This is a genomic window from Erwinia sp. PPS120 (assembly GCF_047918655.1).
In the GTDB taxonomy this organism is placed as follows: domain Bacteria; phylum Pseudomonadota; class Gammaproteobacteria; order Enterobacterales; family Enterobacteriaceae; genus Erwinia; species Erwinia tasmaniensis_A.
In genome coordinates this window covers 81,584-104,384 of record NZ_JBLREF010000004.1, presented here as the reverse complement: position 1 = coordinate 104,384, position 22,801 = coordinate 81,584, and the positions used below count along the sequence as shown (strand labels likewise).

The 22,801-nt window shown below is 55.8% G+C and carries 23 protein-coding genes and 2 pseudogenes; 11 read left to right on the top strand and 14 right to left on the bottom strand.

Going from position 1 to position 22,801, the window contains the following annotated elements; genetic code table 11:
- Positions 1-161 precede the first annotated feature (161 nt).
- The gene (locus ACLRGG_RS02365) at positions 162-293 is read right to left on the bottom strand and encodes a hypothetical protein (protein WP_416248240.1); all 132 of its coding nucleotides are present in this window, start codon (positions 291-293) and stop codon (positions 162-164) included.
- A gap of 131 nt (positions 294-424) precedes the next feature.
- Here ACLRGG_RS02365 and ACLRGG_RS02360 point away from each other — a divergent pair, with 131 nt between their 5' ends.
- Complete coding sequence (locus tag ACLRGG_RS02360) at positions 425-712, top strand: hypothetical protein (protein WP_416248239.1); 288 nt, start codon at positions 425-427, stop codon at positions 710-712.
- Between the two features lie 11 nt (positions 713-723).
- Here the strand turns inward: ACLRGG_RS02360 and ACLRGG_RS02355 are convergent.
- The 4 genes and pseudogenes from ACLRGG_RS02355 to icd form a co-directional block, all read right to left on the bottom strand.
- Positions 724-939, bottom strand: a pseudogene (locus ACLRGG_RS02355) (hypothetical protein); the annotation flags it as partial.
- Positions 940-941: 2 nt separating this feature from the next.
- Positions 942-1,133, bottom strand: a pseudogene (locus tag ACLRGG_RS02350) (DUF4054 domain-containing protein); the annotation flags it as partial.
- Positions 1,134-1,157: 24 nt separating this feature from the next.
- Positions 1,158-1,292, bottom strand: a complete 135-nt coding sequence (locus ACLRGG_RS02345) for a hypothetical protein (protein WP_416248238.1) — start codon at positions 1,290-1,292, stop codon at positions 1,158-1,160.
- Positions 1,293-1,554: 262 nt separating this feature from the next.
- Positions 1,555-2,805, bottom strand: a complete 1,251-nt coding sequence (gene icd, locus ACLRGG_RS02340; protein WP_416248237.1) for an NADP-dependent isocitrate dehydrogenase — start codon at positions 2,803-2,805, stop codon at positions 1,555-1,557.
- Between the two features lie 101 nt (positions 2,806-2,906).
- On the opposite strand from icd, the gene rluE reads away from it, so the two are divergent.
- The 8 genes from rluE (at position 2,907) to ACLRGG_RS02300 (ending at position 10,813) form a co-directional block, all read left to right on the top strand.
- Positions 2,907-3,557 (top strand): 23S rRNA pseudouridine(2457) synthase RluE, encoded by a 651-nt coding sequence (gene rluE / locus ACLRGG_RS02335; RefSeq protein ID WP_416248236.1) that lies wholly within the window; start codon positions 2,907-2,909, stop codon positions 3,555-3,557.
- 27 nt (positions 3,558-3,584) lie between these two features.
- Complete coding sequence (locus tag ACLRGG_RS02330) at positions 3,585-4,061, top strand: NUDIX domain-containing protein (RefSeq protein ID WP_416248235.1); 477 nt, start codon at positions 3,585-3,587, stop codon at positions 4,059-4,061.
- Positions 4,062-4,118: 57 nt separating this feature from the next.
- A complete protein-coding gene (gene mnmA / locus ACLRGG_RS02325; protein ID WP_416248234.1) occupies positions 4,119-5,222 on the top strand; it encodes a tRNA 2-thiouridine(34) synthase MnmA in 1,104 nt (367 codons plus the stop codon).
- 67 nt (positions 5,223-5,289) lie between these two features.
- Positions 5,290-5,934 carry a high frequency lysogenization protein HflD gene (hflD, locus tag ACLRGG_RS02320; RefSeq protein ID WP_416248269.1) on the top strand — a complete coding sequence of 215 codons (645 nt, stop codon included), beginning with the start codon at positions 5,290-5,292 and terminating at the stop codon, positions 5,932-5,934.
- Positions 5,935-5,966: 32 nt separating this feature from the next.
- Positions 5,967-7,337 (top strand): adenylosuccinate lyase, encoded by a 1,371-nt coding sequence (purB, locus tag ACLRGG_RS02315; protein WP_416248233.1) that lies wholly within the window; start codon positions 5,967-5,969, stop codon positions 7,335-7,337.
- A gap of 126 nt (positions 7,338-7,463) precedes the next feature.
- The gene (gene phoP / locus ACLRGG_RS02310; protein ID WP_416248232.1) at positions 7,464-8,132 is read left to right on the top strand and encodes a two-component system response regulator PhoP; all 669 of its coding nucleotides are present in this window, start codon (positions 7,464-7,466) and stop codon (positions 8,130-8,132) included.
- A 4-nt stretch (positions 8,133-8,136) separates the two neighbouring features.
- Complete coding sequence (gene phoQ, locus ACLRGG_RS02305; RefSeq protein ID WP_416248231.1) at positions 8,137-9,591, top strand: two-component system sensor histidine kinase PhoQ; 1,455 nt, start codon at positions 8,137-8,139, stop codon at positions 9,589-9,591.
- A 94-nt stretch (positions 9,592-9,685) separates the two neighbouring features.
- Positions 9,686-10,813, top strand: coding sequence for a ribosomal protein uL16 3-hydroxylase (locus ACLRGG_RS02300; RefSeq protein ID WP_416248230.1), 1,128 nt, complete (start codon positions 9,686-9,688; stop codon positions 10,811-10,813).
- A 179-nt stretch (positions 10,814-10,992) separates the two neighbouring features.
- On the opposite strand, the gene pepT is transcribed toward ACLRGG_RS02300, so the two are convergent.
- Together pepT and ACLRGG_RS02290 are read right to left on the bottom strand one after the other, a co-directional pair.
- Positions 10,993-12,228, bottom strand: a complete 1,236-nt coding sequence (pepT, locus tag ACLRGG_RS02295) for a peptidase T (RefSeq protein WP_416248229.1) — start codon at positions 12,226-12,228, stop codon at positions 10,993-10,995.
- A 153-nt stretch (positions 12,229-12,381) separates the two neighbouring features.
- On the bottom strand, positions 12,382-12,948 hold the full coding sequence (locus tag ACLRGG_RS02290) for a helix-turn-helix domain-containing protein (protein WP_416248228.1): 567 nt from the start codon (positions 12,946-12,948) through the stop codon (positions 12,382-12,384).
- Between the two features lie 331 nt (positions 12,949-13,279).
- Here ACLRGG_RS02290 and ACLRGG_RS02285 point away from each other — a divergent pair, with 331 nt between their 5' ends.
- A complete protein-coding gene (locus tag ACLRGG_RS02285; protein WP_416248227.1) occupies positions 13,280-14,470 on the top strand; it encodes a benzoate/H(+) symporter BenE family transporter in 1,191 nt (396 codons plus the stop codon).
- A 9-nt stretch (positions 14,471-14,479) separates the two neighbouring features.
- Here ACLRGG_RS02285 and ACLRGG_RS02280 read toward each other — a convergent pair whose 3' ends face one another.
- The 6 genes from ACLRGG_RS02280 to ACLRGG_RS02255 form a co-directional block, all read right to left on the bottom strand.
- Positions 14,480-15,241, bottom strand: coding sequence for a 2-phosphosulfolactate phosphatase (locus ACLRGG_RS02280; RefSeq protein WP_416248226.1), 762 nt, complete (start codon positions 15,239-15,241; stop codon positions 14,480-14,482).
- A gap of 94 nt (positions 15,242-15,335) precedes the next feature.
- Positions 15,336-16,304 (bottom strand): ABC transporter ATP-binding protein, encoded by a 969-nt coding sequence (locus ACLRGG_RS02275; protein ID WP_416248225.1) that lies wholly within the window; start codon positions 16,302-16,304, stop codon positions 15,336-15,338.
- Positions 16,301-17,323 (bottom strand): ABC transporter ATP-binding protein, encoded by a 1,023-nt coding sequence (locus tag ACLRGG_RS02270; protein ID WP_416248268.1) that lies wholly within the window; start codon positions 17,321-17,323, stop codon positions 16,301-16,303. The genes ACLRGG_RS02275 and ACLRGG_RS02270 overlap by 4 nt, the downstream gene beginning before the upstream one ends.
- Positions 17,320-18,267 (bottom strand): ABC transporter permease, encoded by a 948-nt coding sequence (locus ACLRGG_RS02265; RefSeq protein ID WP_416248224.1) that lies wholly within the window; start codon positions 18,265-18,267, stop codon positions 17,320-17,322. Before ACLRGG_RS02265 ends, ACLRGG_RS02270 begins: the two co-directional genes overlap by 4 nt.
- Positions 18,267-19,226: an ABC transporter permease gene (locus tag ACLRGG_RS02260; RefSeq protein WP_416248223.1), complete on the bottom strand. Its 960-nt coding sequence runs from the start codon at positions 19,224-19,226 to the stop codon at positions 18,267-18,269. Before ACLRGG_RS02260 ends, ACLRGG_RS02265 begins: the two co-directional genes overlap by 1 nt.
- 50 nt (positions 19,227-19,276) lie before the next feature.
- Positions 19,277-20,926, bottom strand: coding sequence for an ABC transporter substrate-binding protein (locus tag ACLRGG_RS02255; RefSeq protein ID WP_416248267.1), 1,650 nt, complete (start codon positions 20,924-20,926; stop codon positions 19,277-19,279).
- A gap of 458 nt (positions 20,927-21,384) precedes the next feature.
- On the opposite strand from ACLRGG_RS02255, the gene ACLRGG_RS02250 reads away from it, so the two are divergent.
- Positions 21,385-21,762: a hypothetical protein gene (locus ACLRGG_RS02250; RefSeq protein ID WP_416248222.1), complete on the top strand. Its 378-nt coding sequence runs from the start codon at positions 21,385-21,387 to the stop codon at positions 21,760-21,762.
- A gap of 178 nt (positions 21,763-21,940) precedes the next feature.
- Here ACLRGG_RS02250 and cobB read toward each other — a convergent pair whose 3' ends face one another.
- The gene (gene cobB, locus ACLRGG_RS02245; RefSeq protein WP_416248266.1) at positions 21,941-22,774 is read right to left on the bottom strand and encodes a Sir2 family NAD+-dependent deacetylase; all 834 of its coding nucleotides are present in this window, start codon (positions 22,772-22,774) and stop codon (positions 21,941-21,943) included.
- Positions 22,775-22,801: the final 27 nt, after the last annotated feature.

Below are 22,801 nucleotides of genomic sequence, written 5' to 3'. Positions count from 1 at the left end.
GAGAGCAGAATGTAGTTCAAATCCGCTCACCGCGCCTCAGGGAAGTACAGCCTGAGAACTCAGCGCAAGCGGATTTAAGTGCGAAGAACGGGCATCGACTCATCTGCTTGATGATTGCGCCTGCCACTCCCCCTTCGCTGTGCATACGTGCAGGTTGTCTTTCACTCCCAGACGCGTTCATTCTTAACGCGTGCTTTCGCCAGAACATCCTGTTTCCAGGGCGTCCCTTCTTCAGTATCCAGAAACCACTGGCCGCGCCACAATCTAATGTGCCAGCCCTTCGCCTTTTTCATCGGCAACGATCAGCGAACATTTTCTTATCCTGTTCTGTGGCATAATTTTGGTCCTGAAAAAAACCTGAAAAAAAGCGATCTTTTATATTTAATTAAATAAAAAATTGCTATTTTAAAAAAAAGGAGGGTTTATGAAGGTTGAATTTAGTTTTGCAGGTATGGCTTCAATTATTGGCTATCGTAGTAGCTTTACTAATAAGGTTCACACAATACCTTTGGCGGGAAAAATTAGCTCAGTAAGAAATGTTGGCAACATCTGCTTTAGTAAAGCCACAGGTAAAAAAATGCTACCAGAACCAGGATTAGCTGAGCATGATAAAAATAAAAAGATTACAAGAAATGCCGCCCGCAGAATAGAAAATTACTTGCAATCGACCCATAACCCTGCAAATGAAAACCGCGTTCGTTTTGACTTGTAGTTAGTTTTCACCTTCCACCCAGTAAAATTTTGCCGCCTGGCCGGAATATATTGCGCAGGAGAGCCGAATTCATTGATATAACCAATGCCAGCATTGCCGAAAGGCGCATCATCCCGCGCGGAGTCTTCAGCAGGGATGCCAACCAACACATCCCTGTTACCGATAGTCTTTAGTGCATCTAAAACAGATTGCGCCTTGTCAACTCTCATCGTGACGCCGCTTTTCATAACTGGATGCCGCCAGATGCGCCCCCGGAACCGCCAGTAGCTATCGCTCTGCTGTCAGGCCCCCACAGCACCATGTCGTGCGCGACAAAAAGCTCAACAAAGTAAGGAAACAGATCCTTACCCGTGATCTTCTCACTGAGCAGCACATCAGCCAGGTTCAGGAGAAACTGTATTTGAGCATCGGGGTATCGGGCTCCGGCAAGCAGTTCCCCTATCTGCTAATTCAGCGCTTCAGCTTGCGCTTTTTGCTCGTCCATCTGTGAAGTCAGACTGCGTATGGTCGCGTCACGTTCTTCAATCAGGGCTTTCAGGGTTTCAATCTGTGCCTGACATTCATCGCTATTATCCGGCACAGCAGTATCGTTGTGCCAATTTTTGCCTCATCCGTATTTTTCCTATCGTAAACCGCGCCGCTTTGTGAAGATTTATTGAACAGCAGTTCGCTATCACGACCCGATTCTGACTGTATGCCAGGGGAGATCCAGCTTCGCTTTGGTTCCTGCCACCAGCCCGTGCGGGCATTGAGCACTGAAAACGGTGGCACAAGAAATTTTTCAGGTCGGAAAAAGTACGGGGACATCTCGCCCCCGTTAACATTCGCTACAATGGTGTAACTTACATGTGCTTAACCATAGCATCGCCAAACTCTGACGATTTCAGAAGCTTAGCGCCGTCCATCAGACGCTCAAAATCGTAGGTGACGGTTTTGGCGGCAATCGCCCCTTCCATACCTTTGATAATCAGGTCTGCGGCTTCGGTCCAGCCCATATGACGCAGCATCATTTCCGCTGACAGAATAACGGAGCCTGGGTTCACTTTATCCTGACCGGCATACTTAGGTGCCGTGCCATGGGTCGCTTCAAACAGCGCGCATTCGTCGCCAATGTTCGCACCAGGCGCGATACCGATGCCGCCAACCTGCGCCGCCAGGGCATCAGAAATGTAGTCGCCGTTCAGGTTCATACAGGCAATCACATCGTACTCGGCCGGACGTAACAGGATCTGCTGCAGGAACGCATCGGCGATCACGTCTTTAACAACAATCTCTTTACCGGTATTTGGATTCTTGATTTTCATCCACGGACCACCGTCAATCAGCTCGCCGCCGAACGCTTCTTTCGCCAGCTGGTAACCCCAGTCTTTGAAAGCGCCTTCGGTGAACTTCATAATGTTGCCCTTGTGCACCAGCGTCACAGAGTCACGGTCATTAGTGATCGCGTACTCGATCGCCGCACGCACCAGGCGCTTTGTCCCCTCTTCTGAACATGGCTTCACGCCGATACCACACTGTTCAGGGAAGCGAATTTTGTTAACGCCCATTTCGTCGCGCAGGAACTTGATCACTTTATTCGCTTCGGCAGAACCCGCCTTCCACTCGATACCGGCATAAATATCTTCAGCGTTCTCGCGGAAAATCACCATATCCGTGTCTTCCGGGCGTTTAACCGGGCTTGGCGTACCGGTGTAATAGCGCACCGGACGCAGGCAGATGTAGAGATCAAGCTGCTGGCGCAGTGCCACGTTCAGTGAGCGAATACCGCCGCCGACCGGGGTGGTCAGAGGGCCTTTGATCGCCACGCGATACTCTTTAATCAGGTTCAGCGTCTCTTCCGGCAGCCAGACATCCTGACCATAGAGCGCGACCGATTTTTCGCCGGTGTAAATTTCCATCCAGGAGATTTTACGTTCACCGTTATAAGCTTTCTGTACAGCGGCATCGACCACTTTGATCATTACGGGTGAAACATCAACGCCAATACCATCACCTTCAATAAACGGGATGATTGGGTTGTTTGGTACGTTCAGTTTTCCCTGATCCAGGGTGATTTTCTGACCTTCCGCCGGAACAACTACTTTGCTTTCCATTAACCTCTCCTTCGAACGCTTTTTTGTTAATGATTTGTAAGATGCGCGTCAATACTACTTGAATATTGACGTCGCGCCAATCATCTCGGGTTTGCGGTATAATGCGCTCATTATCACTCAGTGCAAAGACTATGCGTAAATCTTCCCTTATGAATCACCGCGTTAAACGCCAATCCGCGCCCGCTGCCGCGAAAGGGCCCCGACGTATCATAATTTTTAACAAACCCTTTGACGTGCTGCCTCAGTTTACCGATGAAGCGGGCCGCACCACGCTGAATGATTTTATTCCGGTGCCTGGCGTTTACGCGGCAGGTCGCCTGGATCGTGACAGCGAGGGCCTGATGGTGCTGACTAACGACGGGCCGCTTCAGGCCAGGCTAACGCAGCCGGGGAAACGGACCGGTAAAATTTATTTTGTTCAGGTCGAAGGCGAACCCAGCGACGACGATCTCCAGCCGCTGCGAACGGGCGTAACGCTGAAAGATGGCCCCACGCTGCCTGCTCAGGTGGCGCGGGTGCAGGAGCCTGAGTGGCTGTGGCCGCGCACCCCGCCCATTCGCGAGCGCCAGGCGATCCCCACCCGCTGGCTTAAAATCACCCTTTTTGAAGGGCGCAATCGTCAGGTACGGAGAATGACGGCACATATTGGCTTCCCGACGCTGCGTCTGATACGTTTTGCCATGGGGCCGCTACAGTTGCAGAACCTTGCTCCCGGCGAATGGCGCGATGTCACCGACGCGTGCTCGCTGTGAGTTATCACTCTTTTCAAGGAGGCAGGCATGTTTAAACCGCACGTTACCGTGGCCACCGTGGTGCAGGCTGAAGGTCAGTATCTGGTGGTGGAAGAGATGGTGCGCGGTCGCGCCACCTGGAACCAGCCGGCAGGCCATCTCGAAGCGAACGAGACGCTGCTTCAGGCCGCCGCGCGCGAATTGTATGAGGAAACGGGCATTGAGGGCGTTCCTCAGGCTTTTCTCCGTTTGCATCAGTGGATAGCGCCCGATAACACGCCGTTTTTACGTTTTTTATTCGCGCTGGATTTACCGAAAGTGCTGCCCACCTATCCGCAGGATCGCGATATTGAGCGCTGCTGGTGGCTGCCTCCCGAGGAAATTCTGAGCGCGAAAAAGCTGCGTTCTCCACTGGTTGCAGAAAGCATTGTTATTTATCAGCAGGGTACGCGCTATCCGCTTGAAGTGCTGAGCGCCTTTCAGTGGCCGTTTAGCGAGGATGCGCCCGCCCCGGACGCGTGGTAAACTACGCCGCAATTTTACGGGGCGCTTTTCCATCGCCACTAACGTCAGGTATTTCTCATGTCTCATAGCCAGAAAAAAGTGATCGTCGGCATGTCCGGCGGCGTCGACTCCTCCGTTTCTGCCTGGTTACTGCAACAGCAGGGCTACCAGGTCGAAGGCCTGTTTATGAAAAACTGGGAGGAGGACGACGGTGAGGAATACTGCACCGCCGCTGAGGATCTGGCTGATGCACAGGCGGTCTGTGACAAACTGGGCATGGTGCTGCACACCGTGAACTTTGCCGCCGAGTACTGGGACAACGTTTTTGAACTCTTCCTGGAGGAGTATAAGGCCGGCCGTACGCCGAATCCCGACATTCTCTGTAATAAAGAGATTAAATTCAAAGCCTTTCTCGAGCATGCCGCAGAAGATTTGGGTGCGGACTACATCGCCACCGGTCACTACGTGCGGCGTCAGGACGTTGATGGTAAAAGCCGCCTGCTGCGGGGGCTGGACGACAATAAAGATCAAAGCTACTTCCTCTACACGCTCAGCCACCAGCAGATTGCGCAGAGCCTGTTCCCGGTAGGCGAACTCTCCAAGCCGGAGGTGCGCCGGCTGGCGGAACAGCTGGAGCTGGTAACCGCAGCCAAAAAGGACTCTACCGGCATCTGCTTTATCGGGGAGCGTAAATTCCGCGATTTCCTTGGCCGCTATCTCCCCGCACAGCCGGGCGCCATTGTCACCACCGAAGGCGAAACGGTCGGCGAGCATCAGGGGCTGATGTATCATACCCTCGGTCAGCGTAAAGGCCTGGGGATTGGCGGCACCCGCGAAGGCAGCGAAGATCCCTGGTATGTGGTGGACAAAGACGTGGCGAATAACCTGCTGGTGGTTGCGCAGGGCCATGAGCATCCCCGCCTGATGTCTCTGGGGCTTGTCGCACAGCAGCTTCACTGGGTTGACCGCGAGACGTTACGCACGCCGCTGCGCTGCACGGTGAAAACGCGTTATCGTCAGGCCGATATCGCCTGTACGGTCACCCCGCTGGGTGACGATCGGCTGGAGGTTCGCTTCGACCAGCCGGTTGCCGCGGTGACGCCAGGCCAGTCAGCGGTATTTTATCTTGATGAAATTTGCCTGGGCGGCGGTATTATCGAAGCGCGTCTGCCGCTGCTTTAACGGCTTTGCGGCAACAATATGCTGCCCAAGGCGTTGACCGGGCAGCCGGGTACAAACAGGAGTGACCCTGGTGAAAAACTATTACGATATTACGCTGGCGCTGGCAGGTATCTGCCAGTCGGCTCACCTGGTGCAGCAGCTGGCGCATCAGGGAAACTGTCCGGCTGAGGCGCTGGATACGTCTCTGCGAAGCGTGGTGGATATGAATCCGGGCTCCACGCTGGCGGTATTCGGCAATGATGAATCCAATCTGCGCTTTGGTATAGAGACGCTGCTGGCGGTACTCAACAGCAGCAGCCGCAAGGGCGCAGGCGCGGAGCTGACCCGCTACCTGCTCAGCCTGATGGTGCTTGAGCGTAAGCTGAGCACCAACAAAAATGCACTCGACGAGCTGGCTTCGCGTATCGCACAGCTGGACCGCCAGCTGGCGCACTACGAGTTAACCTCTGATACGCTGCTCAGTGCGATGGCGGCAATATACGTCGACGTAATAAGCCCGCTTGGCCCGCGTATTCAGGTCACCGGCTCCCCGGCTGTTCTGCAAAACAGCCAGATCCAGAGTAAAGTACGTGCCGCGCTGCTGGCCGGTATCCGTGCTGCCGTATTGTGGCATCAGGTCGGCGGCGGCAGGCTGCAGCTGATGTTTTCACGCAATCGCCTTGCCAGTGAGGCAAAGCGCATGCTGTCCCGAATGGACGAGTCCTCACTCTAAATTTTTTGTTAACCTTTTCAGGAGTTGCACTGATGGAATTATCCTCTCTGACTGCCGTTTCACCCGTGGATGGCCGCTATGGCGACAAAGTCAGCCCGCTGCGCGGCATTTTCAGCGAATTCGGCCTGCTGAAATTTCGCGTAGAGGTTGAAGTTCGCTGGCTGCAAAAGCTGGCCGCCTGTGCAGAAATAGGAGAAGTTCCTGCATTTGACGCTGACGCAAACGCTTTCCTTGATGAAATTGTTGCCAGTTTCAGTGAAGAGGATGCCGCACGAATCAAAACCATCGAGCGCACCACCAATCATGATGTCAAAGCGGTTGAATACTTTCTGAAAGAAAAAGTGGCCTCTCAGCCCGCCCTGCATGCGGTATCCGAATTTATTCACTTCGCCTGTACCTCCGAAGATATTAATAATCTCTCCCATGCGCTGATGCTTGAAACCGCGCGCCGCGAGGTGATCCTGCCTTACTGGCAGCAGATCATCACCGCCGTGAAGGCGCTCGCCGTCGAGTACCGTGATATCCCCCTGCTCTCACGTACTCACGGTCAGCCTGCCACGCCGTCAACGCTGGGCAAAGAGATGGCCAACGTCGCTTATCGCTTCGAACGTCAGCTGCGCCAGCTGGAACGCATTGAGATACTGGGTAAAATCAACGGCGCGGTCGGCAACTACAACGCCCATATTGCCGCCTACCCGGAAGTGGACTGGCACCAGCTCAGCGAAAGCTTTGTGACCTCACTGGGCATCACCTGGAACCCCTACACCACGCAGATCGAACCGCACGACTATATTGCTGAGCTTTTCGACTGTATAGCGCGATTTAATACCATCCTGATCGATTTCGATCGTGACGTCTGGGGCTATATCGCGCTGAACCACTTCAAGCAGAAAACCATTGCGGGTGAAATTGGCTCATCCACCATGCCGCATAAGGTTAACCCTATTGATTTTGAGAACTCCGAAGGCAATCTGGGGCTGGCCAACGCGGTGATGCAGCACCTGGCCAGCAAACTGCCGCTTTCCCGCTGGCAGCGCGATCTGACCGACTCTACCGTTTTGCGCAATCTGGGCGTGGGCGTGGGCTATGCGCTGATCGCCTATCAGTCGACCCTGAAAGGCATCTCCAAGCTTGAAGTCAACCGCGACCGCCTGCTGGACGAGCTGGACCATAACTGGGAAGTGCTGGCCGAGCCCATTCAGACCGTGATGCGCCGTTATGGCATTGAAAAACCTTATGAAAAGCTCAAAGAGCTGACGCGGGGCAAGCGCGTTGATGCCGAAGGCATGAAAACCTTTATCGACAGCCTGGCGCTGCCGGAAGAGGAGAAAACCCGCCTCAAAGCCATGACGCCAGCCAACTACCTTGGCCGTGCCATCCAGATGGTCGATGATCTAAACTAAGCCTGCTCTTCGGGCCGTCTCAGGGCGGCCCACGTTAACCTGCTGTTTATTCACTTTCACCTATACTCTTCTAAGAATAAAATAAGGCTCTGGGGCCGCTCACATTATATAAAAAGGATACCCGTTATGCGCGTACTGGTCGTGGAAGATAACCCTTTGCTCCGTCATCATCTTGCCGTCCAGCTGCGGGAGTTAGGCCATCAGGTTGATGCGGCAGAAGATGCCAAAGAGGCGGACTATTTCCTCAGCGAACACACGCCGGATATCACGCTGGTGGATTTAGGGCTGCCCGACGAAGACGGCATGACGCTGATCCGCCGCTGGCGTGGGGAAGAGGTGAAGCAGCCGATTCTGGTTCTGACCGCACGTGAGGGCTGGCAGGCCAAGGTTGAAGCGCTGGAAGCGGGTGCCGATGACTATGTGACCAAACCCTTCCATATTGAAGAGGTTGTCGCACGTATGCAGGCGCTGATGCGTCGCAACAGCGGGCTGGCGTCGCAGATTATCACCATCGCCCCTTTCCAGGTTGACCTGTCCCGTCGTGAACTTACCATTAACGATCGGTATATTAAGCTGACCGCCTTTGAATATACCATTATCGAAACGCTGATCCGAAATGCAGGTAAGGTCGTCAGCAAAGACTCGCTGATGCTTCAGCTCTATCCTGATGCCGAGCTGCGTGAAAGCCATACAATCGACGTTCTGATGGGAAGATTGCGCAAGAAGATGCAGGCTGAGCACCCGACCGACGTGATAACTACCGTCCGGGGCCAGGGCTACCGGTTCGATCTTTAAGCCTGTGACCCGCTTTCGTCCTAAAAAACCTTTTTCACTGCGCGCGCGCTTTCTGATGGCCACCGCAGCGGTGGTGCTGATCCTTTCGCTCTCCTACGGAATGGTGGCGGTATTTGGCTATGTGGTAAGCTTCGATAAAAATACCTACAGGGTGATGCGCGGTGAAAGTAATCTCTTTTTCACTCTGGCGCAGTGGCACGATAACAAACTGACCATCGCCAAGCCGGAGCCGCTCTCGCTTAATTTCCCCACCCTGGTATTTATCTACAATGAGAAGGGCAAGCTGCTCTGGCAGCTGCGCGACGTGCCCGAAATTCGCGATAAAATCAAACGCGAATGGCTCAAGCGCGCGGACTTTTATGAAATTGATACCGATAACAGCACCAGCCGTCAGGCATTAGGCGATAACCAGGAAGCGCAGAACAAACTGACCGCCTATGATGACGATAATAATGACACCTTTACCCACTCCGTGGCGGTTAACCGCTATGAGGCGACGCCGACCCTGCCCGCGCTGACCATCGTGGTGGTGGACTCGATTCCCCAGGAGCTTCAGCATTCCGACGTCGTCTGGTCCTGGTTCAGCTATGTGCTGCTGGTTAACCTGTTGCTGGTTATCCCCCTGCTGTGGCTGGCGGCACACTGGAGCCTGCGCCCTATTGGCACGCTCGCCAGTCAGGTTCGGGAGCTGGAGAGCGGCAACCGGGATACGCTGGAACCGCTACCGCCGCAGGAGCTTAAAAGTCTGGTCAGAAACCTGAACCTGCTGCTGGACAATGAGCATCAGCGCTACACGCGCTATCGCACCACGCTAAGCGACCTGACGCACAGCCTCAAAACACCGCTGGCGGTGCTGCAAACCACGCTGCGTTCGCTGCGCGGCAACCTGACGATTGAGCAGGCCGAGCCCATTATGCTGGAGCAAATCAGCCGTATTTCCCAGCAGATTGGTTACTACCTGCATCGCGCCAGCATGCAGGCCGATCACAATGTGCTGAAGCGTGAACTGCACTCGGTGCCCGCCCTGCTGGACAGCCTCTGCTCTGCGTTAAATAAAGTTTATCAGCGCAAGGGCGTGTCGCTGACGCTGGATATCTCCCCCGAGGTCACATTCGTTGGCGAACAAAATGACTTTATGGAAGTCATGGGTAATATCCTTGATAACGCCTGCAAATACTGTCTGGAATTTGTGGAAATCAGCGTGATGCAATCCGAAGACCAGTTGCATCTGATTGTCGACGATGACGGACCCGGGATCCCCGAGAGTAAGCGTTCGCTAATCTTTATTCGTGGGCAGCGGGCAGATACGCTGCGCCCTGGCCAGGGACTGGGCCTCTCCGTCGCCCGGGATATACTGGAGCAGTATGCCGGAGACATCATTGCGACGACCAGTGAACTGGGCGGCGCACGGATGGAAGTGATCTTTAAGCGGCAGGAAGTGATCCATGATGACAAATAGTTGCGGCTCTCTCCGCGCGACGGCAAATGCGTTTCCCCGCCCCTGCCCGGGGCTGTTATAATCGAACAAATTCAGCCTTTCAGGAAATGTCATTATGACGTATCAGCTCGACCTTAACTGGCCCGATTTTATTGCGCGCTACTGGCAGAAACGGCCGGTTGTGCTTAAGCGCGGCTTCAAAAATTTTGTCGACCCGATCGAACCGGACGAACTGGCAGGCCTCGCGATGGAGGGTGACGTTGACAGCCGTCTGGTCAGTCATCAGGACGGGAAATGGCAGGTGGGTCACGGCCCCTTCGAAAGTTACGATCATCTGGGTGAAAACAACTGGTCGCTCCTGGTACAGGCCGTCGACCACTGGCATGAGCCATCTGCTGCCCTGATGCGCCCGTTTCGCTTTCTGCCCGACTGGCGCATCGACGATCTGATGATCTCGTTCTCCGTTCCCGGCGGCGGTGTGGGCCCCCATCTTGACCAGTACGATGTATTTATTATTCAGGGTACCGGCCGCCGTCGCTGGCGCGTGGGCGAGAAGGTGGCGATGAAGCAGCACTGCCCGCATCCCGATCTGCTCCAGGTCGAGCCTTTTGACGCCATTATTGATGAGGAGATGGAGCCAGGTGATATCCTTTACATCCCGCCGGGTTTCCCGCATGAAGGCTACTCACTGGAAAATGCTATCAACTACTCCGTTGGCTTTCGCGCCCCCAGTGGTCGCGAGCTGATCAGCGGTTTCGCGGACTATGTATTATCTAACGAGCTTGGCAGCTATCGCTTTACCGATCCTGACGTCCCGGCGCGTGATAATCAGGCAGAGATCCTGCCGGAAGAGATCGACGGCATCCGTAAAATGATGCTGGACGTGGTGAATCAGCCGGAACAGTTCAATCAGTGGTTTGGCGAGTTTATCTCTCAGTCGCGCCACGAGCTGGATGTCGCCCCGCCGGAACCGCCCTATCAGCCTGATGAAATTTATGATGCGCTGCAGCAGGGCGATCCCCTTTCACGTCTCGGGGGTCTGCGCGTAGTGCAGATTGGGCATGCGGTCTTTGTAAACGGTGAAAAGGTTGAATCGCCGCACCGTGAGGCGCTGAAGGTTCTGGCCAGTCAGCATACCCTTAGCGCCGACGCGCTCGGTGCCGCACTCGACGATCCTTCGTTCCTGGCCCAGCTTGCCGCACTGGTCAACTGCGGCTACTGGTACTTTGGTGAAGAAGAGTAATGGCATTTTGGGGTACCCGCCGCGTTGATATCACGCTTTCCGGCGATAACGGCGGTCTGGGTACCCGCCGCCCAGGATTATTATCCCGGCCATAACGGCGCTCTCAGCGTATCGGGCCGGTTTACCGACGGCGCAACACAGCACCGTCGGCAAACCGGAAGCGTAAAACAGGTCGGGCGCTACTGCCCGGCATATTTTTCAGCGGTCAGCGCGGCAATGCGCGTGATGACCGTTACCGCTTTCTCCATATTATTCAGCGAGGCAAACTCATGTTTGCCGTGATAGTTATAGCCGCCAGTGAACAAATTCGGGCAGGGTAAGCCCATAAAAGACAGGGCGGCCCCGTCGGTTCCTCCGCGAACAGGTTTAACATCGGGCTCGATATCACAGTCACGTATCGCCTGCAGCGCGATATCAATAATATGATGATGCGCCTCCACTTTTTCCCGCATATTGTAATAACTGTCGTCAAATGACACTTCAATATGACAGGGCTGATGCAGCGTTTGCGTTAATCTGTCCGCAATGTCCTCCATCACCGCTTTTCGCGCCTTAAAATTATCGCGACTGAAATCCCTGATGATGTAGTTCATTTCGGCTTTATCCACGCCACCTTTTATGCCGTGGAGATGGTAAAACCCTTCATAGCCGGAGGTATGCTCGGGAACCTCTTTCTCCGGCATGGCGGCATGAAAACGCATCGCTAAATCCAGGGCATTCACCATCACACCCTTAGCCGTGCCGGGATGGACGTTGTTACCGGTGATTTTGACCGTGGCAGAAGCGGCATTAAAATTCTCATATTCAAATTCGCCAATACCGCTGCCGTCAACCGTATAGGCCCATCGCGCACCAAAGGCATTCACGTCGAAACAGCGTGTGCCTTTACCGATCTCTTCATCCGGGGTAAAGGCCACGCAAATATCGCCATGAGGAATATTCTCACCCTGTAAGCGTGCCAGCGCGGTCATAATTTCCGCCACGCCGGCCTTATCATCAGCACCGAGCAGCGTTTTACCGTCGGTGGTGATTAACGTATGTCCGGTCAGGCTGTGCAGCACGGGGAACATCACCGGCGAAAGCGACTCTTCGCCATTGCCCAGCGCAATGTCGCCCCCGCGATAGTTCTCAACGATCTGTGGATTGACGTTCTTTGCCGTGAAGTCCGGAGAAGTATCCATATGCGCGATAAAGCCAATGGCTGGAACGGGCCAGGAAACGGTTGAAGGCAAAGTGGCCATGATAATACCCTGCTCGCTCAGGGAGACATTGCTCAGGCCCAGTGCCTCCAGCTCCTCCTTCAATACCCGCGCCAGCGTCCACTGTCCTTCCGTGCTGGGAACCTGCCGCACATGGCTCTTTGACTGTGTGTCGTAGGATACATAATTTAAAAAGCGATCGAGTAATCTGTTCATCTGCCGTCCCTCTGAATGCCAGTACGTATTATCGGAAACTTATTTTGTAAAGTATTGCGTCAGGTCAGTCAGGTGGAAATTTGTTCCTTCTTCTTTCACGCCTCAGCAACACCGCTGCCGGTTAAGGATAGACCTCATCTTATTCCGGGCTATCTAACGCAGCGGATAGTGTATCAGGCTGTAAAAGCGCACCCTGGCCTGCGTCTGATTATGATAACTGTGGGGTCGGTCGGCTTCAAAGCGCAGCGCTTCTCCGGCCAATAGCGGATACCCTTTGTTATCAACGTGAAGCATCAGCGTCCCTTCTGTCACTACCACATGCTCAATAACTCCCCTTTCGTGAGCCGCCGATTCACTGATCCCACCCGGTGCCAGCTCAACGGTCAGCATGTCTAATCCCAGGGTTTTGTCGTAAGTAAACAGTGAGGCGGCCTGCATGGTGGCGCTGCGCTGCTGCCACAGAGGTAATTTCTCACTGCGTACCACCGTCGCAGGTGTTGCACAGGGCATGCCACCTGAAATAAACAGCGAAAAGGGCGCGTTGAAGCCGGTAGCAATTTTCCACAGGGTCGCCACCGTGGGGCTGGATTCGCCCCGCTCAATCTGGCCCAGCATGGCCTTACTGACGCCGGTGCGCAGCGCGGCTTCGCTAAGACTCCATGCACGTTCGGCGCGCAGAGATTTTAACCTCTGCCCGGGTTCAGGGTAGCCCTTGTCCATATCTCCTCCACATCAGGCAAAAAGCATAACGGCTTGCTGGCGATAACGCACGTCGCCGTCCCGGTTTAGCGGCATCGCTCGCACGGTTAAGCGGTTACGACCTCTCTGTTTCACCTGAGACTAAAGTTGATGCCTGTCTGAAGGAAATGATTTTAACGCAGCTCTAAAATTTATTCGGGGGAGGCGCAGCGCCGCCATAACCCGAATGAGCGATGACCTCTTTTTTTAATCTCTTTTTTTAATCTCTTTCTTTAATCTCTCGCGTTGATCTTGTGCGTTATAACGCACAGTGATAGCGTGTGTTCCATCCCTGTTCTGATCAGAGGTCACCATGCGCCCAGCGCTGTCGCTTCGCCACCTGACAATACCGGCGATAAGTGCCGGATTTGTCGCCGTGCTGGTGGGGTATACCAGTTCCGCCGCGATTATTTTCCAGGCCGCAGGCGCGGCGGGCGCCAGCGTACTTCAGATCGGCGGCTGGCTGACCATGCTGGGGCTGGCAATGGGGGTAACGTCGCTGGGGCTTTCACTCTGGTATCGCGCCCCGATCCTTACCGCCTGGTCGACGCCGGGGGCCGCCCTGCTGGTCACCAGTTTGCCGGGAACGCCACTCGACCAGGCCGTTGGGGTATTTGTGTTTGCTGCCGGATTGATTTTCCTCTGCGGCGTCACCGGTCTGTTTGCCCGGCTGATCAATCATATACCCCAGGCTATTTCAGCGGCCATGCTGGCGGGGATTCTGCTGCGATTTGGGCTGGACGCCGTGGGGGCGCTGAAGCTGAACTTTACGCTGACCGCCAGCATGTGCTTTGTCTGGCTGCTGTCACGCCGCTACCTGCCCCGCTATGCGATAGTGATAACCCTGCTGGCGGGATTGGCGATCGCGGCGGTGAGCGGCGAGATCCATTTCCCATCGCAGCCGGTTCGCTTAACCCTGCCGCAGTTTATCGCGCCGCACTTTACGCTATCGACGCTGCTCGGCATCGGGATCCCTTTTTTCCTGGTCACCATGGCCTCGCAAAATGCGCCCGGTATCGCAACCCTACAGACTGCGGGCTACCCGGCTCCCGTCTCATCGCTGATGAGCTGGACCGGACTGACCGCGCTGCTTCTGGCCCCGTTTGGCGGCTTTACCGTCTGCATCGCCGCCATTACCGCGGCAATCTGTATGGGCCCGGATGTGCACCCCGATCCGCAGCGCCGCTACTGGGCTGCCGCCTGCGCGGGCTTCTTCTATCTGCTGGCCGGGCTATTTGGCGCGACCATCGGACAGCTGTTCAGCGCGCTGCCGCCCGCGTTGATTCATACCATTGCCGGGCTGGCGCTGCTGGGCACCCTGGCAGGCAGCCTGCAGCGTGCCATGGCGAATGAGAAACAGCGTGAAGCGGCGGTGATTACCTTTCTGATCGCTGCCTCCGGTCTGACGATGCTGGGAACAGGCGCGGCTTTCTGGGGGCTGGTCGGCGGCGTACTGTGCCATCTGATCTTCTCCCTCCCCGGCCTCAGGAAACGGCAGAGTTAGTCCAGCCATTCACTGCCCAGGCTTTCCAGCAGCGCCAGCGCTTTCGGCTGCGTCATAAAAATCTCCCTGCAAACGACAGGCAGTTAACCCGCTGTCATGCTCAAGACAAAGGGTCACGTCCCGTTCAAATCCCCTTTCCCGCAGTTCAAGCGCCGATGAACATGCCCTTAACAGATCCAGCTGGTGATGCTGGTGGTACTCCCAGGCGGCAACGGCTGCCTGGGCCTCCGGCGAGGCTGATTGTCGCCCAAGGGCGGCGATAATTCCCCCTGCCGCGACGTAATCCTCTACGGCCGGGCGAAAGGTGCCGTCAGGCCAGCGCTCTCCGCAGGGGATCAAAAGAATACGCGAAAACGCCCTGCACGCCTCAGCCGTAGCAGACATATTACGAAAGCAGCCGCTGAAAACGGCATTACCGCACGCCCGCGCGCGGAATGAAAGGGCCGAACCATTAGGTGAAGGCAGCACCAGCCTTCCCCCGCGGCCTATAGTGCGAATCGACGCCGGTGACAGGCTGTAGCCCTCGTCATCTGGTCGCCGGTCGGGGCTGGCCGTATGTGCACAGACCTGGAGCCCATACTTCACCGCCGAATCATCTTTCCAGGGATAGGGGTAAATTCGCGCTCCGTTATCCGTTGCCAGGCTGACGCAGGTGGAAAATGACATTACATCCACAATAACAGCACAGTCCACTTCGCGGGCCAGATACTCCACGGCCGGTAACCCCCACTCCAGACGCACCTCAAATTCACTTTGCCGATAGAAAGCCATTCTGTTTACTCCGCATCAGTTCACCGTACAGGTACGATTATTACAGGGAGTTTACCGCCATCATTGCGTTATACCCTATAAATACGGTGAGGAGCTACTCCACCCAATGACACGCGACAAAATGCTCCCGCGCAACCTGCCGCAGCACGGGAGGTTCCCGACGGCAGAGAGCGGTTGCCAGTGGGCAGCGGGCAGAGAAGCGACACCCGGAGGGAGGACGTGAAGGATCGGGGATCTCACCCTGGACTATCGCTGTTGGTTCACTCCCCGGATCCAGCGTGGGTACCGCCGCCAGCAGCGCCTGCGTATAGGGGTGCAGCGGCTGACTGAACAGTGCGTCACGGCTGGCGGTCTCCACCAGCTGACCGAGATACATTACCGCAACGTCATCGCACAGATGCTCGACCACACCAAGATCGTGGGAGATAAACAGAAAGGTTACGCCGCGCTCATCGCGCAGATCGGAAAACAGATTGATAATCTGCGCCTGAATCGAAACGTCCAGCGCCGAAATGGGTTCATCGGCAACAATAAAATCTGGATTGAGGATCAGTGCGCGGGCAATGCCGATGCGTTGACGCTGACCACCGGAAAACTCATGCGGAAAACGGTCGTAATGTTCGGGGGCGAGGCCGCAAACTTTCATGACAGCAATCACCCGGTCATACAGTGCCGCACGGGTGCAGAGCTTGTGCTCCAGCATCGCTTCACCAATGGCGTCGCCGACGCGAAGGCGCGGGTTCAGCGAACTGTAGGGATCCTGAAACACCAGCTGTATCTTTGGCCGCAGCGCGCGCAGCTCCGCCTGCGACAGCGTATCTGTCTCCTGCCCGCGATATTTCACGCTGCCCGCCGTTTTGTCATACAGCCCCAGCAGCGTGCGGCCAACCGTAGTTTTACCGCTTCCTGACTCCCCCACCAGCCCAAAAATCGTCCCCTGGCGGATACGGAAACTGACACCATCTACCGCGCGTAGCTGTCCGGTTTCCCGACCAAACAGTCCGTCGCGCAGCGGGAAGTGCTTTTTCAGCTCTTCCACTTCAATAACATATTTTGCGTTCATTCTGCTGGCTCCGCTATCGCGCTGTGGAAACAGGCCGACTGCCGCACATGGCCGACCGGCGGTTGCGCCTGCACGACTGACTGCCGTACCTGGCCGACCAACGACGGAATGCCGCGACGACAGCGCACGGTTGCCCGGTCGCAGCGTTCCACGAAGGCGCAGTAAGGCGGCAGTGCGGACAGGTCCGGTACCTGCCCGGGGATAGAGTAGAGCCGCCGCCGCCGTTCTCCCGGCACCGGACGCGAGGCGATAAGCCCCCGGGTATAGGGATGCAGCGGGTTACGCAGTACCTCAGCGGTGGGCCCCTGCTCGACGATACGTCCGGCATACATCACCACGACCTGCTCCGCCATCTGCGCGATCACACCTAAGTCATGGGTGATCAGCATCAGCGCCATCCGGTGTGCCCGCGCCTGGTCTCGCAGCAGCTGCAGGATCTGCGCCTGCACGGTTACATCCAGCGCGGTGGTCGGCTCATCGGCAATCAGCAGCTTCGGCTTACAGCTCAGCGCCATGGCGATCATTATGCGCTGGAGCATACCGCCGGATAGCTGGTGTGGATAGCCGCGCATCAGCTTCTCCGCCCCCGCCAGCCCCACCTCAGCGATCAGCCGCGTCGCCTGCTGCCAGGCGGCTTTGGGTGACGCTGCACGGTGGCGGATTAATGGCTCGCACAGCTGCTCGCCAATCGTCAGCACCGGATTCAGGGCGCTCATCGGCTCCTGAAAAATCATCGCCAGCTCGTTGCCACGCAGATCGCCCATCTTTGTCGATTTGAGCCGCAGCAGATCGCTGCCCTGGAAGCGAATCTCGCCGCCGTCAATGCGCGCCGCATGAGGCGGCAGCAGACCCATAAGTGACATCGCGGTGACGCTCTTACCGCAGCCCGACTCACCCACAATGCCAAGAGTCTGCCCGGCATTGAGCGAAAAGGAGACCTCCTGCACCGCCCGAACGCGGCCCTCCCCGGCGGCAAAGGAGACGGATAACCGGTCAAACGCGATCAGCGGCGCGTTCACTTCAGACACCTTTTCATCTTCGGATCCAGCGCGTCGCGCAGGCCATCGCCCAGGACATTAATGGCGATGACGGTGATAAAAATGGCGATACCCGGCGGCATCCACAGCCACGGGCGGCGCTGAAAATCAATCAGGCTGTTGGCCGCATCCATCATATTCCCCCAGGAGGGCATCGGCGGCACGACGCCAAGCCCCAGATAGCTCAGCGCAGATTCGCTCAGAATGGCATTGGCGACTGCCATGGTCGCCATGACCACCAGAATCGGAACAGTGTTGGGCAGCAGATGCCCAAACAGACGGCGGCCCGATGAGAGGCCAAGGATGTGGGTCGCCAGCATAAAATCGCGCTCGCGCAGTGAGAGGATCTGTCCGCGCACCAGCCGCGCCAGCTTTGGCCACTCCAGCAGGCTTAACATCACGACGACCATATAGATACGGGAATCCGGTGAGAAATCGAGTTCCGAAAGCATTGCACCGGCCACAATCAGCAGCGCCAGCCCGGGAATGGTCATCACCAGGTCTGCCAGCCCCATAATGATCTTATCGGTCAGACCGCCCGCATAGCCTGATACCGCGCCGATCAGATAACCAAGCGTCACGGAGAGCAGCATGGTTAGCAGGCCGATAATCAGCGAGATGCGGCCGGCCATCAGCAGACGGGTATACACGTCACGACCCAGAAAATCCGTCCCAAGCCAGTGAGCGGCGCCGGGCGGCTTATTGATCATCAGCGCATCGGTGGCATCATCCTGCCACGGTGACCAGAGCGGGCCGAGTACGCACCAGACGGCCGTCACTGCCAGTAACAACAGGCACAGCATCGCCAGCGGGTTCCGGCGCAGCGCGCGCCAGGCCTGATGCCATGGGGAGGGCGTCACCTGTGCCAGCATAGGTATTTCCGCTTTACGCAGGCGACGACCGGTTGAAAATAACGAAGTGAACATTACGACCTCACCCGAATGCGCGGGTCAGCCCACGCGTAAAGCACGTCGGCAATCAGGTTGCCGAGAAGGGTTAATACCGCCAGAAACAGGGTGAAGCCCATCAGCACCGGGTAATCCCGGGCGGCCAGCGAGTCGATATGGATATGCCCGGCACCGGGCCAGTTAAAGACCTTTTCCGTAATAATGGCGCCGGAGAAGAGTCCGGGCAGTTCAAACCCGAGCAGCGTAATCACCGGCAGTAGCGCATTGCGCAGCGCGTGACGGAAGATCACCGTGCGTTCGCGAAGTCCTTTGGCACGGGCGGTGCGGATAAAATCCATCTTCACCACGTCCAGCATGCTGGCGCGAAAATAGCGCGTCAGGCTGCCCGCCTGAAGCATCACCAGCGCCACCACCGGCAGCGCCAGGTGTGCCGCCACCTGCATGACCCATGCCCAGCCGGTCGCGTCGCTGCCGGTATTCGTCATGCCCCCCACCGGCAGCCAGTGCAGATCGACGGCAAACCATTTAATAAGCAGCAGGCAGAGGAAAAAGGTGGGGAACGACATGGCGGCGAACACCAGAATGCTGACCAGGTGGTCGAACAGCGAATTGGGTTTCATCGCCGAGGCAACGCCGACCGTAAGCCCGATGCCCCAGTAAAGTATCAGCGCAATGATCGCCAGCAGGAAAGAGTTCCAGATGTACTGATTGAGCAGCTGAGTAACCGGGACCTGATATTGCAGCGAGAAGCCCAAATCCCCGCGTACCAGCTGAGCAAGCCAGTGCAGATAGCGGGTGAACAGCGGCTGGTCGAGACCATAAATGGCTTTCAGCTCTGCGGCGCGGGCGGCGGTAAGCGTGATATTGCCATCAATAAAGTCGCCGGGGGTTTTCGCAAACAGCATAAAGATGATAAATGAGGCGAGCAGTAGCATCGGCAGCGTTTGCAGCAGTCGCCGCAGAATAAAATTTCTCATCACGTTTTCCAACAGCCGCCGGAACGCCCGGCGGCCATAACAGGGAAGGGTTATCGGGTGATTTTCACATCCGGCAGGCTGCCGGTGAGTCCGTTATAGATATCGGGTTTAAAACCGCTGACCCTGGCGCTGCTTGCCGAGAGGATCTGCCGGTAGCCCAGCAGGATCGCCGGCGGATCGTCTGCCAGCACCTGGTATAGCTGATGATAGATGGGTTTACGTTTTTCAATGTCCAGCACCGCATTCCCCTCGCCAATAAGCTTGTCGACCTGCGGATTGTTATACCCGGACTCTTTCGCCTCGGTACTGTAGAAGTCCCAGACGCCGTCATGGGGATCATTCAGCGTACTGGTACTGAAAGAGGCCAGGTCATAGTTACCCGCTTTGCGCTGCGCCATCAGCGCATTGAAATCCACCACCTGCGGCTTCAGCAACACGCCAATCTGTCGCCAGTTCTCTTTAGCAATGGGGATCAGCGCATCATTAAGCACTTTCTTGCTCACCAGCAGCGTCAGTTCCAGCCGCTTACCCGCTTTAACGCGGATACCGTCCGGTCCCGGCTTCCAGCCAGCCTCATCCAGCAGCCTGCTGGCCTGCGCCGGGTCGTATTTATAGGGATTTACCCCCTGAGTATTATAAGCCCAGGAGATAGGCGCAATGGGTTCATTAGCTACCCGGCCGTAGCCCTGATACACCACATCGATCAGCTTCTGACGGTCCAGCCCATAGATCAGCGCCTGACGCACTTTCACATCCTGCAGCGCCGGACGTCGAACGTTGAATTCCACCTTGCTGTAATCACTTGAGCCGTACAGATTAATATTGGCAAAGCCCAGCAGCTTCAGCTGCTCAATATCATCCGGACGCGATGTGAATGCGTCGTAGTCGGTTTCGCCAGTCTGAAACAGCTGAAAGTTGGTAGAGGGATTCGTAACACGATAGATAAAGCGCGGCGTGGGTGGCGTGCCGCGATAAAAATGGCTATTGGCGTGAAAGCGGATCTCCTGACCCGGAAGGTATTTATCGTAGACGTAAGGCCCGTTGCCCAGCGGTTTGCCGTGCAGAGTCCGCAGATAATCCAGGTTACCGCGCTGATAACCTTTGCCGTACCAGGCTTTGGACAGCACCGGCCCGCCGATTTTGGCGAGCGTGGTAGCACCTGGCTGGGTGGTGGTGACCTGTAACGTTAGCGGGTCGATCACTTTCAGGCCACTGACGCTGTCGGCCTTTCCGGCTTTATACTCGGCGCCACCGGCAATATTCGCGAGGGTGATATCGGTTTCCCCATCATACTGAGGATCCTGTAGTACGGTGAGGGTAAAGGCGACGTCGGCAGCGGTGAGCGGAGAGCCATCGCTGAAGGTCAGGTTCGGTCGCAGTTTAATGGTATAGACTTTATTGTCAGGACTGACGGTCCAGCTTGCTGCCAGTCCAGGCACCAACTTACCCTGGCTGTCCCAGTCAATCAGACGGGAGAAAATTACGTTGGTGACGTTCTCGTCCCAGCCGTTAACAAAAAAGTAGGGATTAAAGATCCCCTGTGGCTCGGAGATACCGGCGACAACGGTATCTTTACGCTGCTCTGCCGCTGCCGGGATCTGGCTGGCATCCGTTGCAGGCGTTACTCCCTCCCTGAGGATCTCATCGGCGTTTGCAAAGGAAGATAACGCCATCATGCCGCTGAACAGCGCGATATGCATGGCTGAAGATAAGCCCGCAGGTTTTATTTTTAAACTGGTAAGTAACCCATTCAAAACTGTTCCCTCATCAAATAATTGCCTGTTGAAATGACAAATAATGACGAAAGATAAGAGTCGCTTCCGTTCCTGTCTAACAACGAAAGCGTATGACTTATAGCAATATATCCTTAGTAAATAGGTGGCAATGTAATGCTGAATTCATGCTAAAGCCTGCGTGCGGCACACTGGACTGCCTTTCGCTTGCGGGGGAAAAGTATATGCACGCTAAACACAGGGCCGCATTTTTTTGCATCATAACAACGAAAAATTTACGCTTACACTCCGTATGGATAAGCCCTGTTCCGCTTTAAGCGATCGAGCTGAGAGGTCATTAACCCTGTACGGCAGATTAATCAAATCCCCTGTAGTGAACTGTTAATTAACATTTATTCCCAAACATCATAATAAGGATCATTACGATGAAGAATAAACAAACCTCCGCCCTTCTCCCTTTTATAATCCTCTGTCTTTCGGGCTGTTCCCACTATAGCGTATCAACGGAAAAGCTCTCCGAACTCTCGGATAGTGATTTATGCATCGCCCTGGGCGAAAGAAATAATACCGGATCTGAGGTACTGAGGATAACGGAAGAGATTGAAAAGCGGGGAGACAAAATCAGTTCGGAAAACTGTTACTTACTCTCTCACCAAGCCATGCGTTCATCTTCAGATATTACCGTTGAGCCCTATGCCAAACGCGAATATAACACGACAGAGTATGACTATAAGAATAAACGCTGGGTTACAAAACCTTCTACCGATAAAGCCGGGCTGATAATAAGTATTCCCGATCGCTAAGGTTCCCTGCATTATCCGGTGGCCTCACACACAGCGCAGGCAGGCCGTAATGCCCCCTTCTGACATCCCGGCTCGGGCCTTAACGCACCCAGTAACCTGCCCGTAGGTGCTCAGGCGGCAGCACAGCGGGCTGGCTTCATCCATCGGAAACCCAGCCCGCTGCGTATAATAAAGCGAATTACTTACCGATCCTGTTCAGCAGGCTACGAACAAAAGCCGGTACGACCTCACCGGCCATACCGTACTCTTTGTCCTGAAATTCACTTCCCACCTGGCTTGGCTCAAGATTCAACTCTACGGTGTGCGCACCCTGTAGCTTCGCCTCGTGTACAAATCCCGCGGCCGGGTAGACATGACCGGAGGTGCCTATGGCGATAAAATAGTCGGCCTTACCCAGCGCGTCGTAAATTTCGTCCATCTGCAGCGGCATCTCACCAAACCACACTACGTGCGGACGCAGCACGGCAGGAAACTGACAGCAGTGGCAGCGATCATCAGGTTTGACGTCTTCCGCCCAGTGCAGAAGCTGGCCGCTGCTGACGCAGCGCACTTTAAGAAGCTCGCCATGCATATGAATGATATTGCGGTTGCCCGCCCGCTCATGCAGGTTATCAATATTCTGCGTGACCAGCAGGAAGTTGTCCCCCAGCGCAGCCTCCAGCTCGGCCAGCGCCAGATGGGCGGCATTGGGCTGGATCTCAGGCTGCTGAAGCTGGCGACGACGGGCGTTGTAGAAATTCTGCACCTGCTGCGCATCGCGGGCGAAGCCCTCCGGCGTGGCCACATCTTCCACCTTGTGGTCCTCCCACAGGCCATCGGCAGCGCGAAAGGTGCGGATACCGGATTCAGCGGAGATCCCGGCGCCGGTCAGAACCACCACGCGAGGCAGAGGATGACGGGCGATTTCCAGCGTGCGATCGCGTTCAAAGATGCGCTGGCGAAAGCGCTGGTGCACCTGACGTCGGGTTTTCTTGTAACGTGCCAGCCTTAGCCGGCGTCGGGGTGTTCGCATCATAATTTCTTAATCCTTAACGTGCAG